7 protein-coding genes are annotated in these 16,699 nt (G+C 63.6%); 2 read left to right on the plus strand and 5 right to left on the minus strand.

Annotated elements, in window-relative coordinates; all coding sequences use genetic code 11:
* Positions 1 to 130 precede the first annotated feature (130 nt).
* Together ACWEVR_RS22380 and ACWEVR_RS22385 are read right to left on the minus strand one after the other, a co-directional pair.
* The gene (locus ACWEVR_RS22380; RefSeq protein ID WP_452468572.1) at positions 131 to 4,723 is read right to left on the minus strand and encodes an Eco57I restriction-modification methylase domain-containing protein; all 4,593 of its coding nucleotides are present in this window, start codon (positions 4,721 to 4,723) and stop codon (positions 131 to 133) included.
* 2 nt (positions 4,724 to 4,725) lie between these two features.
* Positions 4,726 to 7,590: a helicase-related protein gene (locus tag ACWEVR_RS22385; RefSeq protein WP_452468573.1), complete on the minus strand. Its 2,865-nt coding sequence runs from the start codon at positions 7,588 to 7,590 to the stop codon at positions 4,726 to 4,728.
* Between the two features lie 106 nt (positions 7,591 to 7,696).
* Between ACWEVR_RS22385 and ACWEVR_RS22390 the strand changes: the two genes are divergently transcribed.
* Positions 7,697 to 8,515, plus strand: a complete 819-nt coding sequence (locus tag ACWEVR_RS22390; RefSeq protein ID WP_452468574.1) for a hypothetical protein — start codon at positions 7,697 to 7,699, stop codon at positions 8,513 to 8,515.
* Positions 8,512 to 9,918, plus strand: a complete 1,407-nt coding sequence (locus ACWEVR_RS22395) for a protein kinase domain-containing protein (RefSeq protein WP_452468575.1) — start codon at positions 8,512 to 8,514, stop codon at positions 9,916 to 9,918. Before ACWEVR_RS22390 ends, ACWEVR_RS22395 begins: the two co-directional genes overlap by 4 nt.
* Before the next feature lie 17 nt (positions 9,919 to 9,935).
* On the opposite strand, the gene ACWEVR_RS22400 is transcribed toward ACWEVR_RS22395, so the two are convergent.
* From ACWEVR_RS22400 to ACWEVR_RS22410, 3 genes are read right to left on the minus strand one after another with little or no spacing between them, the layout of a single operon-like run.
* Entirely contained in the window at positions 9,936 to 13,931 is a 3,996-nt protein-coding gene (locus tag ACWEVR_RS22400) for a TIGR02680 family protein (RefSeq protein WP_452468577.1), read from the minus strand.
* A complete protein-coding gene (locus ACWEVR_RS22405) occupies positions 13,931 to 15,178 on the minus strand; it encodes a TIGR02678 family protein (RefSeq protein ID WP_452468578.1) in 1,248 nt (415 codons plus the stop codon). Before ACWEVR_RS22405 ends, ACWEVR_RS22400 begins: the two co-directional genes overlap by 1 nt.
* Positions 15,175 to 16,692, minus strand: a complete 1,518-nt coding sequence (locus tag ACWEVR_RS22410; protein ID WP_452468579.1) for a TIGR02677 family protein — start codon at positions 16,690 to 16,692, stop codon at positions 15,175 to 15,177. Before ACWEVR_RS22410 ends, ACWEVR_RS22405 begins: the two co-directional genes overlap by 4 nt.
* Positions 16,693 to 16,699: the final 7 nt, after the last annotated feature.

The raw sequence follows: 16,699 nt of genomic DNA on the forward strand, positions 1-16,699 counted from the left end.
ACGGTCCCGAACCCCAACTCCGGTACTGCCAGACGGCTCCGATCCTCATCCTCACTGAGCCAGGAACGACGAACGACCCACTCCGTTGGTAGCGCCACCCGCTCACAAGTGCAGAATCTGTATGGCCACGTTAGGTCATGGCTTCGAGTGTGAGCTTGGTGAAGTGGTCGTGTGCCATTTTCATCTCACGCTCTCGGCTGACTGCGATGAAAGGCTCCACGTATGTAGTGCCGTCGATAGTGAGGTCAGATGGGCGGAGCGATTTCTTGTTGCGGTACTCGGAGGCTAGTTTGGTCGGGAGTTGGCGGCCAGTGGCGTCGTAGAGGGCTTCGCGTTCGTATTTTTGGAGGACGGGGAATTGGGTGCGGTAGATGGTTAGGAGTTCTTCGGCGGTGATGTTGAGCATTACGGCGACGATGGCGTCTATTTCGATGAGGGCTTGGCGCCGGGCGAAATCCGACCGCAGCGCTGTGCGGCTACTCCAGGTCTTGCTGACCTCCCCCAGTTCTGGGTAATCATTAATCTTGATCCCGACTCGTGGCACCCACTCTTCAAGCTGCCAAATCGGATCATACAAGCTTTCCCAGAGCGGGCCGTGTGACGTCAGCAGGCAATTTAAACGAAGGGTTCTTAGGATTAGGGACGAATCAAGCGTGTGTGAGTTCGAGGTGAAGAGAAGCGTCGCAAGCGCTCCTTTTCGGAGATCTGAGAACCCTGCTGATTTAAGTAGGAAATCCACGGGTATCGACGACCAAAATCCTGCAGTTATCGCTAGTAGTCGATGATTCGAAAACGCTGCGGTCATTACTTGATCGAAATGAAATGGACCGGGAGGGACTATCGCTGACAGCAATGTGCGCTCCATGTTCCCATCCAGTCGACGGCGCCATATAAGCCTGAAATAACTAGTGCTGGGTACGTTATCCCAATGGGGGACCTCGCACAGGAAGTTTTCTCGAACGACATTCATTTGGTATTTGGTTCGCGGGATGAACTCTCCATTGATATTTGTCAGGTCGATCTTGCTGTAGTCGCGATGATTGCGGGCGGACGGATTTACTTGTTGGCTGATTGGGTTTGCCACCGACAAGTTTGGGCCTTGGAGTAAGACTTCGTGCCATGACGGCGGGACAAGTGGATCGATGCGGACCAGCCCGTTGTCTACCTGGCTTTTTTCCATCCAGCCTGTAGCTGTTAAGACGTCAGAAAGTGCGGTTCGCGGTGCATTTACAAGCTTCCGGAGAGTCGACAGGCTACGAGAGTTGACCATATAGATCATTCGACTCTCTAGTTCGGGAGTCTCTGGACGCTCAAGAACATCCCGCCAAGCTCGAATGGACTCGATATCTATATGCAAGATCCTATCCAAGTGCGGATCGATGCACCATTCGTCGGAGTTGGACTTGACGGTGGGGGCTGGACCGGAGCCATCATGACGTAACGAGCGAAGAATAGTTGTTGGATGAAATATGAACGATGCTTGAATAAATGAAGGTGACATTAAGCGCTTGGAGTACACATTCACGCTATATTGACGAGTATTGCCGATTTCTGGGAATAGCTTCAATTGATTCCTGAAGTCCCAGTGTCTACGTAGCCGTCGGTAAGATTCGCTCCTTAGCCTCCGTGCATGCGTATCGGAGAAATGTGCGGCCGGGTGTATGAGCCCGACTACCCCGTTCAGTTCGGAGATGCGCCAGGAATGAGTGACGAATGATCGGTATAGATTTGTGTCAGAACCGTCGAGATCGGGGTGCAAGTTTGGGCATTTGAGAAATTCCGATACCCCTGACTGGGGTGCGCGAACATCGAGAACCATTCGGCTGATATTCGAATGGTTCATCGCCGTTTCTAATCTAATGGAAGCTATCTGGTTATCGGTATTGTTGGAGAGTTGCCACCACGGGTCATATTCGGCGAGGACTGCTTCGAAGTTCCAATCAGGCTGGACCCATGGCGGATTTCCGACTTGCAAGCTAAATCCGCCGCGTTCGAATACTGATGCGAAGTCTAGCTGCCAGTGGTGGAAACCTTGCGCGCGGGAAATCTGGGAAGCCACAGTAAGCCAGGGGAACTCATTGGTCGCCACACTGATGGATTTGGCCTGTGCAAAGACTCGATCATGGTCTTCGGCAATATCGAGTTCGGTCCAGTCGAGGTCAGAGGCGAAGCTGGTTTGGCCGTACCTCTCGAACTTGCCCGCTTTGGGAGTGTTGCCGAGCAGGGCTTCGAGGGCGCCGACCCACTGGTCCCAGTCGGGAGCGGGGATGTCGGTGGTGACCGGCCAAGACCAGAGCGCGCACCAGGCGTCCATTACGCGCCGCAAACGCTGGTAGGACCCGTTCTCGTCGTTGAGAACTGTCTCGATCTGTTCGCGAGTCACCGCCGGAACGTGGTCTACAGGGTCGCTGCGCCACAGATGAAGGTCGCGACGGATTTCGGATTCGGCGATGGTGAGGCGGCGGAGGGTGAAGTTCCAGAGGGTTTCGACTCGTTCGGCGAGGGCGGCGAGGCGCTTGGCCAGCGGTTTCGAGGGAGACTTGCGGATCTCGTTGCGCCACAAGCGGAGTTGTTCGCGTGCCTCGGGGGCGTAGGTTTTGGCCTCGGCCGTGTCGACGATCGCGCCCCACCCCTGGGCGGGCAGGAGGAAGTGGTGGATTCCCGCGCCGATGCCCTCGCCGAGCGGGACGTCCTTGGGGACCGTGGTCAGCCATGCCTTCTTGGTGAGATCAGAAGGCGCGTACACGGCGCGACGGGCGCCGATCAGCGAGTTTCCTCGGCGGAGGTGCAGGCCGAACCAGGGGGCTTGGAGGCCTGCGACCATGGTGTCGAGCCAGAGGGAGATTTCGGCTAGTTCGACAGCAGTGGCGTTGAGGTCGACGCCGTAGACCTGGTGGAGGGCTATGTGGGCCTTCACCTTTTGGAGTTCGATGGTGTATTGGTCGGCGTCGATCAGTTCGCCGACGTCTTCCTGTTTGCGCTTGAGGTATTCGGCGGCGAGTTGGCGGACGGCCTCGATGGCGAAGGCGCCGGAGCCGAGGGCGGGCTCGCAGATGGTCAGGGACAGGATTTCGTCGGGGGTGGTGCGGTGGCCGTTTTGGTCGAGGAGTTCCTCGAGGGCCTGGGAGACGACGAACTTCGTCAGGACTTCGGGGGTGTAGTACGAGGCTGATTGCTGGCGTTCGCGGCCGGCGAGGCGGAAGACGAAGGTGCCCTTGGGGTGCAGGACTGGTTTGAGTTCGCCGGTGGTCGGGTCTTCGGCGCGGACGAAGTCGGATTCGGAGAGGTGGTCGGCGCGGTGAACCGGGACCACCCAGGAGCCCTTTTCGGGGTTGCCGTCTTTAGCAACTTCGTAGAGGTCTTCCTCGGCGAAGAAGCCGGTGTAGGACATCAGGCCCTCGTACACGGCGCCGAGCTGGTTGATGCCGAGTTCGGCGTAGCTGATGAAGCCGCGGTCGGCGCCCTTGCGGGACTTGCTCTCCTTGGTGAGCAGCAGGTGGGCGAGGACCTGTTGGGTGGCTTCGTTGCCGAGGCCGACTTCGTCGATGAGGGCGGTCGCCTTGGGGGAGAAGAGGTCTGCGCGCAGGGGGTTGAACTCGAGGCCGGGAGCGGGGTCGTCGGTGACGTTCTCGCGGACGGCGGGTTTGTGGCCCTGGTCGACCAGGTCGAACAGGCGTTTCAGCGACTCGTACAGGTGGGTGCCGGTGCGGGCGTGGTGGGAGACGAGCTCGGTGAGGGTGAGTTCGCGGAGGCGGTCGAGGCCGTAGCCCTCTTCGTATTCGGCTGCGCCGGTGGGCAATACCTGCATTTCCGGTGATGCTTCGGCGTAGAGCAGGAACAGGATTCGGTACAGGAAACGCAGGGAGTGTTTGGCGAGTTCGTTGCCGTCGATGCCGTCCATCGTCAGGCTGCGGTCGTGGCGGCGGCGCACGACCTCGTTGGCGATGATTTCGATGGACAGGCGGATGCCTTCGCGCAGGTCCTTGGAGACGCCGACGGTGTGTTTCACCGAGTCTTCGAGCACGCCGGTCCACCAGATGTTGCCGTCGGCGTCGGGGCGCAGGGACTGGTGGCCGAAGATGGCTGCGGCGCGGTCGATTTCGCCGCCGCGCGCCTCGTGGCGGCGTTCGACGACGACCAGTAGGTCCATGGCGAGGTAGCGGCCTTCGGCCCAGCGTTCGGCTTCGGCGAGCAGGAGCCAGCGGCCGGCCTGGACGACGACGAAGGCAGGTGGGGTGTCGGAACGGAAGGCGGCCGAGACCGTTTTCGAGGCCGATTCGAGGGGTTTGCCGTCTTCGGTGGCTTCGGCGATCAGGGTGCCGGTGCCGAGGAAGTCTTCGATCGATTCGACGGGGTTCGCCTGCAAGAAGAGCACATTCGGCGCGCTAGCGAGTTGAGCGTCGGGGATCAGCAGTTCCGAACCGGCGCGTTCGGCGGCGAAGGGGGTGAGTTCGCCGTCGAAACCGAATACGGCGCGCACCTGTGCGTGTGCCTTCGGGGCGGAGTCGGGGTTCTCGGCGAGCGCGCCCAGTGCTGTGTGCAGTTCGCCTGCGCTGGCCAGCAGGGAACTGCGCACGGTCTTGCGTCCCTCTTTGGCCTCGGCGTCCCAACCCTTGCGCAACTCCATCACCTTGCCGTGGAACGACTCCTTCACCGAATCGGTGGTGAAGTAGTGCTCGCTGATCCAATCCTCGCCGACGACGATGGAATCGAAAGAGGCCATGATCACTGGTCCTTGTCTGCGACGATCACCAGCAGCGGGCGCACCAGCTGCTGGGTGGGGGCGAGCGATTCGGCGAGGCGCTGTTCCTCGGCGATGCGGCGGGCGTAGGTGTCGACCTTCTTCTTCTGGCTGCCGAACAGTTCGAGTTGTTCGGCGCCGGAATACCAGCGGTCGGCGCGTTGGCGCCACTGGGCCAGACGCTCGTTGGCGGAGCGTTCCTGCTGGTCGAGGACGAGTTTCATCGACTGGGTGGCCTTGTCGACGGCGACCGGGATCAGGTGCTGGAAGCGGTCCGGCTCGGGAATCGGACCGGGGTTGGCGGTGTTCGGCTTCAAACCGGTCTCGGTGAGCAAGAAGTCGAGGCTCTCCAGCGGACTGGCGATCGCGAAATTCGGCCGGGCGGGGTCTGGGAACTCGACGGTGGAGAACACGCGGGACACGAGCTGGCCGCGGCGGTTCATCAGGGTGCCCATGAGCACGACGGTGACGGCGTCGACCTCGCCGCGGATGGCGAAGATCTGATTGCGGCCGAGGGCCGACAGGGCGCGGTCGCTTGCCCAGTCGAGTACGGGGTGCAGCGGGCCGAGGTAGTGGGCCTCGGGCCAGGTGGTGTCGTTGATGCCTTTACCCTGGCGGGCGGCGCGCAGTTGGGCGTCACCGACCTGGGTGGAGGTGGCGAGCTTGAGGCGCTTGTCGATCTGGCCCTTCTCGCGGTAGTTCTGCGGGAGCTGGGACAGACGCTGGCGAAGGTCCTTGGGGGGAATCAGCTCGGCGATACCGTGATTGGCGTGCACGGTCCAGCCGACGCCGCCCTTGCCGGGTTCGGCCTGGGGGACATCGTCGAACGCGGCACGCAGTGCCTCGTCGAGGTAGCTCACGTCGTCGGGGTAGAGGCTCTGGCGGGGGAGCTCGGGGAGGGCAGGGGTGAAGTCGGTGTCGAGCTGGGCGAAGAAGGAATCGAAATCGTCGCCGTCGAGGACGTCGTCGATGGTTCGGACCTGCGCGTCGAGTTCGGCCTTGCCCGCGAGGACGTCCCGGATCGCCGATTCCTCCTCGGTCACACTGTGTTTGCCCATCAGCGAGGCCACGTCGCCGAGGGTGGTGTGGGCCTGGTTCTCGCGTTCCAGCAGGCGTGACAGCACCCGCAGGTCGCCGGAGAACTCCGGGTCCGACGGCTCGAGAATGAGCGAGGAGATCACCGGCGGGAACTTCTGGCCGTAGCGGTCGACGCGTCCGTTGCGCTGTTCGATTCGGATCAGCGACCACGGGATGTCGTAGTGGATCAGGTGGTGGCACTGGGCGTGCAGGTTCACACCCTCCGAGGCGACATCGCCGGTGACGAGCGCGCGAATCGGGGAGGTCTCCAGTTTGAAGCTCTCGACGATCTCCTGCTGCTCCACGTCGGACAGGCCGCCGTGCAGCATGGCGATGTTCTCCGGCTTCAAACCCAGTGCGGCGGGGAGGGATTCGGTGAGCCATTTCAGCGTTGCGACCCGCTCGGCGAACACCACGGCGCGCATCGCGGACTTCGGACCGACACCGATCTCACGCAGCCGATCTACCAATGCCGCTTGCTTGCCGGCTGATTCGGTGAACGCCTTGTCGTTGAGGTCGGCGAGAGTGTTCAGCGCTTCCAATTCGACGAGCTGCTCCGGGGTGCCGTCGCGCAGTTTGGCGCGGCGCTGGTCGATCGACTCGCGCAGGGCGGCAGGGGAGGACAGGAAGGCTTTGGCCAGCGTCCACGGGAACAGGCCCTTGGTCTCACCGGAGTACGGGCTGCCGTTCTCGGGGTGCAGCCAGACCTGCGAAAGTTCCCGGGCGACAGCGTCTTCGGCGGGCGAGGGAGTGACGAGTTTGTGGACCGGTTCCGCGCGTTCGGCCCAGTCGCTACCCACCTCGGCGGCGACCTCGTCGTGGTGCCGGTGGCGGCGGATCAGCAGGTTCTGCACATCGTCTTTAGTGAACGAACCATCGGCGGCCACGGCGGTGGGGTCGAGCAGGCGAAGCAGTTCGGCGAAGGACTCCTCGCGACCGTTGTGCGGGGTCGCCGAGGCGAGAATGAGGGCCTCGGTATTGGGGGCGAGCACGCGGGCCAGCTCGTTGTTCTGGGTGCCGACATTGGTGAGGTTGTGCGACTCGTCGATCACCACCGCGTCCCAGTGCTGGCGAGCCAGGTGGGCCTTGTAGCGGGGGCTCTTGAGGGTGTCGATCGAGATGATCGCCCGCTTGTAATAGGTGAACGGGTTGCGGGTGGCGGGCAGCTTCTGGCGGACCTTCTGGATGCCCGTCGAATCGAGGCGCACGAACGGCAGGGCGAAGCGGCACCACAGTTCGTGCTGCATCTGGTCGAGCACGTGTTTGGGGGTGACGATCAGGATGCGCTCGCCGCGGCCGCGGCGCACCAGCTCGGACAGGATCATGCCGATCTCGAGGGTCTTGCCGAGACCGACCGCGTCGGCGAGCAGGATGCGTGGACGAATGTGTTGGGGGTCAAGGGCTTTGGCTACCGCGGCGCGCTGGTAGCCGAGTGAATCGGCGAGCATCCGGGTCGAAACGGTGAGGGTTTGGTCGCCGTAGGGGAAGGGGGTCTTGCGCAGCAATGCTTCGAGCCAGAGGCGGGAATCCCGGTATCCCGAGGACCCGTCGGCGATCACCCGTGCTCGAGCCGGGTCGAGGACTTCGATCTCGTCGAGGCTGTTGTAGAACGTCGCCGTGGTGTCGGCGACGAGTTCGGACAGGCCGCGCACGCGCAGCAGCCAACCGTCGGAGCCCTGTTCCGCTGAGGTGACCAGCCACTCCTCGTCACGGACCACGACGATCGAGCCGGGGGCGACGTTGAGCGGGCGAGGCTCGACGGCGTTGGTCATCAGGGGTACTCCTGGTGGTCGACGGTAGAACGGTTCAATTTAGTACCCATTCGGGAGTAATTCGCCGTTCTGCATGTTTAGGTTCGCGTTATGTGGGATTTGGCTGGTGGAGGCGTTGCTGGTAGCTACGGTACGTGGCGGTGAAAACTATGTCAATCGACAGCATGGCAAAGTATTCGCATTCATCCGACGTGGCCGACGCCCGCCAGACGCACCTGGTGCTGCTACCGTTGTGCATCCAAAGGAAGGTGAGCGATCGGTGGTTAGAGACTCGGCCAGCGCGCCGACCGAGGCTGGCGACAACTCCTATGTCGCTCGTCGCGCCGATGTTGTTGCGTTCTCCACCCCGTCGGTACCCGAGCTCGAGCACCGCCCTCGTGTGCTGCCCGCAGTGACGATCGGTGAGCTCGTCGGAGCGGGCACCGTGGAGGTACTGGAATCACCGCCCACGCTCCTCCCCGTCGACACCGGAAGTCCGATGTTGAGCGCCAAGGATATTCGGGTCGACAGGACGCCGTCCACATCGGGCGACCCCAGTGTTCCCGGCGCAGTCACCACCCGTCCCGGCGACGTCCTTGTGGTCACCGGCAGTGGCCCGACAATCGTTCGGGTATGCGCGGTTTCAGCCCTGCTTGCGCCGCGAGTGGCGCTGGTGCGGGCCAACCCGGCAGTAGTCGACCACCGATTTCTCGCCGGTGTACTACAGGCCGCAGCGGACAATGACGACGGCAAGCTGTCGGATCTGTTCGCCGTGGGCTTTCCCCGCATGCCGCTCGCCGAGCAACGCCTGACAGGCGACAGCGTTGTGGAGCTGATGGCGCTCGACGACGCGTGGCGGCGTCAGCGGTCCGCAGTCGAGCGGCTGGTTCGCGAGGGAATCGCCGGGCTCGCCGGAGGCCGGCTGTCACCGGGGCAGACAACATGACACCCCGCATCGTCGCTGGGCGATACGAACTGATCGAAATCATCGGTCGAGGTGGGATGGGGCAGGTCTATCGAGGATTCGACCGGCAGCTCAAACGACGGATCGCGGTGAAGTTCATCCATCCCGGTCTGGCCGAGAGCGAAGAGTGGGAGCGGCGGTTCGTCAGGGAAGCCGAATTGATGGCGCGTATGAGTCATCCCGGGATGCCAACCGTCTTCGATGCGGGTATCGACGACGGCCCCCCGGAGCAGCCGTTCCTGATCATGGAATACATCGAGGGGATTACGCTCGACAGCGTTCTGGCCAAGCGGGGGAGCCTGTCCACCGGGGCGGTCGCATCGATTGCCGCGCAAACCGCCGCGGTGCTTGCGGAGGCTCACAGCCACAGCATCTTCCATCGCGATCTCAAGCCGTCGAATCTGATGCTCTGTCCCGATGGGACGGTGAAGGTTCTGGACTTCGGGATCGCCGTCGCGATGGACGCGAACCAGACCCGGCTGACCAGAACCGGATCGGGGATCGGGACGCCCGAGTACATGGCACCGGAGCAGGTGCGAGGGAAAACCGTTGTGCCGCAGACTGATCTGTATTCGCTCGGGCTGGTCATGTACGAGCTGCTCACCGGGGTGCGAGCCATGCTCGGTGCTTCGGAGATCGACACCATGATCAACCAGATCAATGCGGACCCGCCGGTGGTCCACCACGTGCGTGGTGACGTACCCGAGGAACTGAGCGTGCTGATCACGAGCATGCTCGCCAAAGATCACACGCACCGTCCGGCCGATGCGACCGCCGTGTACTCGGTGGTGATGCGTTATGTCGGCGCCTTGGACGGGCTGCATGAAAACCCCGATCCCGCCAGTCCTACTCGGTTGTACGCCACAGCGGTCGGCGCTTCGGCATCGACGAGGACGGCAGCTGCCCACCATCATCGTCCCCCGAAGTCCCCGGCTGAGTCGGACTTCACTCGGGGCGACCTCGAGCGGGCCGTTCGGCAGGCGCGCGATCTCGCCGACGAATCACGGTACGTGCCGGCCATCGGTGAGCTGAACACTGTGCTCGAAGTTGCAGTGCCGCAACTCGGTGCGCGGGATGCCGATGTCGTCGACGCTCGGGTTCGGTTGGCTGATCTGTGCATGGAGGCAGGGGATTACAAGCAGGCCATCGCTCACTACAGCGAACTGATAGACGACCTCACCGCCGAACGGGGACCCTACGACGATCAGGTGATGTTCTGTCAGCGGCAAATGGCGAACTGTCAGGTGCACAACGGGCAGGTGCGTGCGGCGTTGACTCGATTGCGACGGTTGCACGAGCAGTTGGCTGCTTGGCATGGGGAGGATGATCCGAGGGTGGGCCAGTTGGCTGAGATGATCGCTCAGATCCGAGCTGGGAGTCGATGACCGGCGAAAAAGGGTGATTACGCTGCTTCCAGCTTCTTTCCATTCCAGGTGAACCGGGCCGTGGTGACGGCGTCGTTGCCATCTCCTGTGACGATCTGGTGAATAGCGATTCCGGGGAGTTCGGCGTACATGCCCCATTCGTGGTCCGACGTGAGTACGAGGTCGAGGTCCAGGGCGCTGAGCAACGCGAAGATCTGGCCACGATTCACTGTGTCCACGCCGACGAATACTTCATCGAGCATGATCAGCCGTGGTGCGGTCGGCGTCGCTTCGTAATGTGCGGCAACGGCGGCGAACAGCGGCAGATGGAGGGCGATGGCCTTCTCTCCGCCGGAGAGCGCACCGTGTAGCCGCTTGGTGAGTTCCTGGAAGTCCTCTCCTTTACCCCGATCGATCTCGACGACGAACTGGTGCCAGCTCGTGTAGTCGAAGACGCGTGACAGTTGCTGTTCCCAGGTATTCGCACTGTCGTCGGCCTTGGCTTCGTCGATGCGTTCACGCAGGAACCGGTGCAGCGCTTCGCGTTCCGCCTCGTCGATGCGGACCGGATCTTTCAGCAGTAGTTCGCGGGCGGCCTTCGTGCCCGCGGGTAGGTCCTTGCCGACTCGCCACACCAATCGCACAGCGACCTCCGACGCGGTGCGCACCTGGGCCAACCGGTCGTTCATCGTCTTGACCAGCTCGTTGGCCTGGCGGATGCGCGCGGCGAGATGCCTGCGAGTGTCGCCAGTGAGTGTCTTGTCGAACAGGGTGCGCTCGTGCTCGGTGATGTCGTTGCGGCTCTGCTCGGCTTCGGTGTGCAGGATCCGTTTCAGTTCCGCGGCGCCGACGCGAACTCCGTCGATCACGGCCGTGAACACCTGGACCTCTCCGGTGTTTTCGAGTTCCAGGTCGGCTCGAGCGCTGAGCACCGCGCGGCACTCGTGGACCGAGCTGGACAGTCGGTTGAACGCATTTCCGACGCTTGTGGGGGTATGCGGAACTGTCGGCCATGCCGCGGTGAGCATCCTGGCCGCGTCGAGCGCGGCTCGCACACCATCGGACCCATCGAGGGTTTCGCGGAACTGATCCAGGTCGGCGAGTTCGGTGTCAGCGGGAAGCGTCGTGCTCGCCAAGGCTCTGAAGCGTTGTGCTGCCGCATCTCTGTTCTCGATCGCGGCGAGGTGGGCCCGACGGTCGTTGGCCGTTCGGGCCTCCCACTTGCCGACCTCGGTTCGCAAATCCCCAGAACGCGCCCAGGCCTTTTCGAGCTCGTCGTCGGTTCGGATGAGTTCCTCTCTCGATGCTGCGATCTCGGTGAGCACCACGCGGTACTCGCGACCGACCGCGTCTTCGATTGCCTGCAGCTGGCCGGTGAGGTCGACCAGTTCCGCCAGTGCGCCGCTCGCCGCGTCTCGGGAGCGCGCTGCGGCGGCATCCGCCCGATCAGCGGCCTCGGCAGCGGACCGCTCGGTCTGGCGCGCGTGCTCGAGATCGCGGACGTGGTCCAGCCAAGTGGCAGCCTGACCGTCGAACGCGCGCAGGGCCGAGCGCACAGCATCGATTCTGTGCTGATCGCTCGGGAGCCCGGTGTTGGCGCTGAACGCGGTGAGCGATTGCAGCGCGGACCGTACCGCCGACTCGGCCGTACGCAACCGGTCGGTGGTGTTGTGCACGGCACGATCGGCGGCGGTGACCGCGGCCTGTGCCGCCAGCACTGCTGAATCCGCCTGTGCCAGTGAGCTTCTGTCGGGGCGCGTATCGAATTCGTCGTCGATTCTGGCGCGCCGACGCGCCAGTTCCCGGATGCGCTCCTCGAGTCGGTCGAGCACTGCGTCGAGCTCGCCGATCCGGCGGTCGAGGTCTGCCAGTGTTTGTGTCCGCTTGCGCGCCTGGATCTCGGCGCCGATGAATTCGGGCTCCTGCTTCGTCCAGCTGCCGACCATATTCGCGACCCGCCACCGCCCGTCGGCACCAACCGCGACCATCCCCGATTCGGGAGCAGACTCGCCGAACGCGATGGACGCCAGCAGTCGATTCACCCGGCCCGTCGGCACCGCGGTCCCGTCGACCGCGACCAGCACGTCCGCCAGCGACGGTCCTGAAATCGGTTCGAGCGCGTCGGGTACGGCGAAAACGTCGTGGCCGAGGATCTCGCCTCGTGGGCCGATCCAGGCATCCAGCAACCCTGCCGACTGGAGCGCTGCTTCCACCCCCACCGCTGTAGCGGTGGAGATTCCGTCGGCGAAGTCGACCAGTCGCCACAGCGGGGCACCCGCCAACGCTGATCTGTCCGTGCTTCGCCATGCGGGCGCGGCAGGTGCGATATCAGGTTGGGCCGCGACACGAGCGCGTTCGTCCTCGAGGTCCTTTCGCGCGGCTGTGGCATTTGTGTGCTCACGTCGGCAATCCGACGAGGCCGACGCTACCGATTCAGCAGCCGCGGTGACTGCCTGGCTTACTCGCGCGGCGAATCGCGGTTCGTTGTCGGCGGCGGCGACAAGTGTGTCGGGATCGAGCGCCAGTTCGTGGCAGCCGCTCGCCCAGCATCTGATCTCTGTGCGCAAGTCGTCGAGCGCAACTTCTCTACGCTCGGTTGAGCTGATCAGCGCTGCATCAGCCGAACTGAAGTCGTGCCGAGCCGCCTCCACGGCGGCTTCGGCGGAAGCCCGGGCCGAGCACGCCTGTTGATGGGCTTGTATCTCGGCTTCCATCCGGCGCAGCTGGTCTTCTCTGGCTTGCACAGAATTCCGAATCACCGTGCGCGCCTTGCCGGATGTGGGATCGGTGGCGACCTCGTCCAGCACCGCGATCATCCCGCAGCGCTGTGCGCACTGCCGAGCTTCCTCCGCACTCCGATCGGTGAGTTGTATCCGGGTTCGCACGGCATCAGCGGTGGCCGATCGGGCAGACGCGGCCGCCGATGCGACCTGATCATCATGCGCAGCCGCAGCTGCTGCGGCATCGGCTCGGCGCTGTGCGCCGCGGCGGGTGTTCCGCAGTTCGTCGAGAGTCGAGCCGACCTTGTAGGCCTCGGACTTCATCAGACCCTCGCGGTGAGAGGTCAGCCGAGCCGACTCCCGGCGCAGGTCGAGAATCCTCTGGTCGGTGCGCGCGAGCAGATCTCTGGTTTCCACGAGCTGGGTGGCGGATCGTTTTTCCGCTTCCGAGCAGCTCGATAGGTCCGTCGTCGCGCTCACGAGCTCACCGGCTTGCGCACGCATTACCTGCTGCGCGTAGGTGCGCTGCTGGCGCGCGAGTTTGCCGACCGCCGCCGCTTCGATCGCCAGCCGCTCGAGCCGTTCCCGTTGAGCATCGAGTCGTTCGAAACCCTCTGCCAGGTCGGCGATCTCGTCCTGCCCGAGTGGAGGAAGTGCCTTGGAGAGCAGGCCGGAGAGCAATCCGGGGTCGAGTCGTTGCGACAACTTCGGCATACGAAGCTGCAACAGGGCCGTGATCAATGCGTCGTAGCGCTGTTCGGACAGACCGGGAAACAGTGTTGTTCGCACGGCATCTCGGTAATCACCGCCGGTGTCGTGGACCGTGCCCGCGGACCCGATACGGGTATCGAGCTCCTTACGGGTGATCGGGCGGTCAGCTTCCGTCAGTACCAGCACGCCGTCTTCGCCGACGGCGCCGACACGCTGGGTTGTGGTGAAGTAGTCCGCCTGCACACTCGGCGTCCGTGATGTCGCTTGTAGCCGCGCACCACAGGTCAGCCACTCAGCCGCCGGACCGCCACGCTGGAATTCCAGCCAGACGTAGCCGACCCGGGTCACGCCCGTAGTGCCTTCTCCCATCATGTTCCAATGCATCGTCCGCTCGCTGGTCCCGAAGGTCGACAAGCGATTGGCGCGCAGACTGGCGTCGAAGAGGAAGGGCAACAGCAGTTCCAACGCCTTCGATTTGCCGCTACCGTTCGCGCCCCGCAGGAGCAGCCGACCGTCGTGGAATTCGAGGACCTCGTCGTAATAGCGCCACACATTGAGAATCCCCGCGCGGCTCGGCATCCAGCGCTCGACGGGCTCGACCATCAGAGCTCCTCGTCGTCGGTGGTGGTTCGGACTCCGCGCACGCGGTAGCGGGCGGTAGCGGGCAGGGGGATGACCAAACCGGCGGTGGTGGTGCGGATCAGCTGGAATTCGGTGAGTGCGATGAGTGCGTCGGTGACCAATCGCGCGGGGCCGTCGGCTGCCTGGTAGGTCTTCGCCCAGCGCGGAAATCGTTCGAGCAGATTCATCGCGCGGCGACGCAACTGTTCGACGGTGGTCGGGCCGACCATCTCGTCGAGCAGCAACAGTCCGGCGAGTTTGGCGGTGCTCGCGTCGTCGGGGAATTTCGTGTCTGTCGCGATCGCGTCCGGATCGATGAACATGACGCCCTCGGCACGTTCCTCGAGGACGAATCCACCGAGCTCCGCGGCTTCGCGCAGGAACCTGCGGCCCGTGATCGACGTCAGGTAGCCCAGCTCGTCCGCATCGAGATCATCGAAATACAGGACCGGATCATCGACGACCCGCCGAAACACACTGTGCCGCAACCACAGATTGCGTTGCGTACTCGATACCGCATCCGCGTGTCGGCCGAGCGGCCCAGCCGCGTCACCGTACCGGGATTCCCGCGTGAGTTCACCCAGCATGGTCGGGAGCCGAAGAGCGACCTCGGCGACCGGCACGTTCAGTTGTGAAGGGCCGACCGTGATGGCGAACATCCGCAGTAGCCGCGTGACATCCACGCGGAATAGCACTTTCGCCTGCTCGGAGTCGACGTAGGCATCGGCCGTCCCGTCCACCGGGTCGAGCACGCCATACGATTCGAGAAGCCGCAGCGCGTCGACGAAAGCCCGCCGCTCCGCGCGGTTGGCGGTATCGAATCCGACGAGCACCGGATCGTTGACGGTGGCGGCGTGGACCTTGCCCGCGAGCAGACCGATCGTCGTGACGGGCGTCGTGCAGAGTTCGGCCGCGACGACACACAGCAGAACGTACCGACGCCGATCGAACGCGGTGCGTTGGGTTCGCACCCGTTTTGCGGGTCGCGTCGCGTCGGGGGCTGTGCGTACCTTGGTCAATCGGGCATAGCCGAGCCGTGGTTCGACGACCACCGACCAACCGCAGTAGTAGTCGAACCACTTGGTGATCGGGTCACGGCGACGCCTGACCACATCGAAACGGTCCGGCGCTGCCGCCTCCGTGAGCATCGGCTGCGCCAGCAGATACCGGATACCTCGACCGACTTCCTCTCGTTCGGCGATCGCCAGCTGGTTGGTCAATTCGCTCATGACCGTCTCGATCCCACCGTACGGATCCGGACCCGGTAGTCGGGACCGCGGAAAACTCCTCGGGGTGCGCGCAATTCGGCTACCGCACCCGGATCGCCGGCGGACAGCGATATCTCGACCCGGCCGTCTGATGTCATCGATCGGCGCACACCGGCCGAATCGGGGGCGGCACCGAGCGCCCGACCGAGCAGGTCGAGCAGTCGTTCGAACATCGCGTGATCGAGGTCGACGAACTGTCCCAAAGTACGTGTCTGCCCGCCGGTGTCGAGCAGGTCCCACGCTGCCAGCAGCTCTGCCCGCTCGGAAGCGGCTTTAACCGCCCGCTCCTTTCGGAGCGCGGACACATCGGGCACGGACCCCGTGCGCCCCATTCGTTCCGTTCGCCCGGCGCTGCGTAGCAGGGGAGACACCTCGACCGGCGGTGCGCTCGCCCAGGTCGCGGAGTAGCTGACCAGCTCGGGATCGGGGTGGGTCAGATGGGCATGCCTCGCCGAGCCGAGGCCGAACGCCGTCGACCACAACCGGTGCAGGTCGTCTTCCTCGGGCAACACCGTGAACCAGCGTGCCAGCTCGCGAAAGTCGGCCACCGCGCTGCTGGCGCGTCGACGAGACTCGGTAAGCCGGTCGAGTACTTGAAGCAAGGTGATGATCGCGCGCCGCCCGACCTGACGCAGTTGGTCGATTCGGGGTGGCGAATCATCGATCGGCAGAAACCACGCCCGCAGTCCCTCCCACCGGGCTCGGCGCTGTTCGAGCCAGGCCGGGGCGGGATCGGTTCCGCCGAGGGTCGGCAGTTCCGCGCCACGCAGTGCACGCTGGTGCATGCGGGAAACCCCGAAGTCCTCGACGGCCTGGATGCGGTTCGCGATGACATGACTGCGACGATCGATGTCGTTGAGAAACTCCTGCAGGTAGGCGACTGTAGCCGCTTTCACCTCATGGAAAACCGCCAAGTCGACGCCTTCTGCACGCAACAGCCGCTGCAACTCACCATTGAACTGCTTGGTATTGGTTCGCAGCCCTTCCAGATGTGATTCGAGTTCGAACGCGACGGTGAAAACTCGTTTGTCCGAACCGCTGTCGAGTTCGCGAACGAGGTCGGCCAACCGGTCACCGATGGCGTCGAGCACTGCGGTCTGCAACGCACCGGAGGAGGTCAGCACCGACATCGCGTGCACGACACCGGCAAAGGCGGCCTCGCCCTGTTTGGTCAGCGAATAGAGCAGGTTGCGGCGTTCGTAATCCAGTGCGGTCCGATAATTCTCGGAATGGTTCTGAACGACATCGATCAGGTTCCATTGACGCATCCGCTCGAGCGAAGCGGCCAGGTCGTCGTCGGCGATCGCCTCCGCAAAGCCGACCGCGTCGAGCCGCCGACGCAGGTCGTCGAGGCTGAGAGCGGTCTCCAAACGTTCGTTGGCCTCGCCGAATGTCTGGAGGACTGCCATGTAGAGCCCGGAACGGTCGACAGTCGTGAATCGGAACATGTCCGCCGGTACACGAATCGGGTCCATCACGTTG

The sequence above is a fragment of the Nocardia sp. NPDC003979 genome (assembly GCF_053605015.1).

Excerpts from the sequence above, each read along its gene's own strand:
- ACWEVR_RS22410 (WP_452468579.1), bottom strand. The coding sequence starts at position 16,692 with ATGGACCCGATTCGTGTACCGGCGGACATGTTCCGATTCACGACTGTC.
- ACWEVR_RS22385 (WP_452468573.1), bottom strand. The coding sequence starts at position 7,590 with ATGACCAACGCCGTCGAGCCTCGCCCGCTCAACGTCGCCCCCGGCTCG.
- ACWEVR_RS22405 (WP_452468578.1), bottom strand. The coding sequence starts at position 15,178 with ATGAGCGAATTGACCAACCAGCTGGCGATCGCCGAACGAGAGGAAGTC.
- ACWEVR_RS22380 (WP_452468572.1), bottom strand. The coding sequence starts at position 4,723 with ATGGCCTCTTTCGATTCCATCGTCGTCGGCGAGGATTGGATCAGCGAG.
- ACWEVR_RS22400 (WP_452468577.1), bottom strand. The coding sequence starts at position 13,931 with ATGGTCGAGCCCGTCGAGCGCTGGATGCCGAGCCGCGCGGGGATTCTC.
- ACWEVR_RS22395 (WP_452468575.1), top strand. The coding sequence starts at position 8,512 with ATGACACCCCGCATCGTCGCTGGGCGATACGAACTGATCGAAATCATC.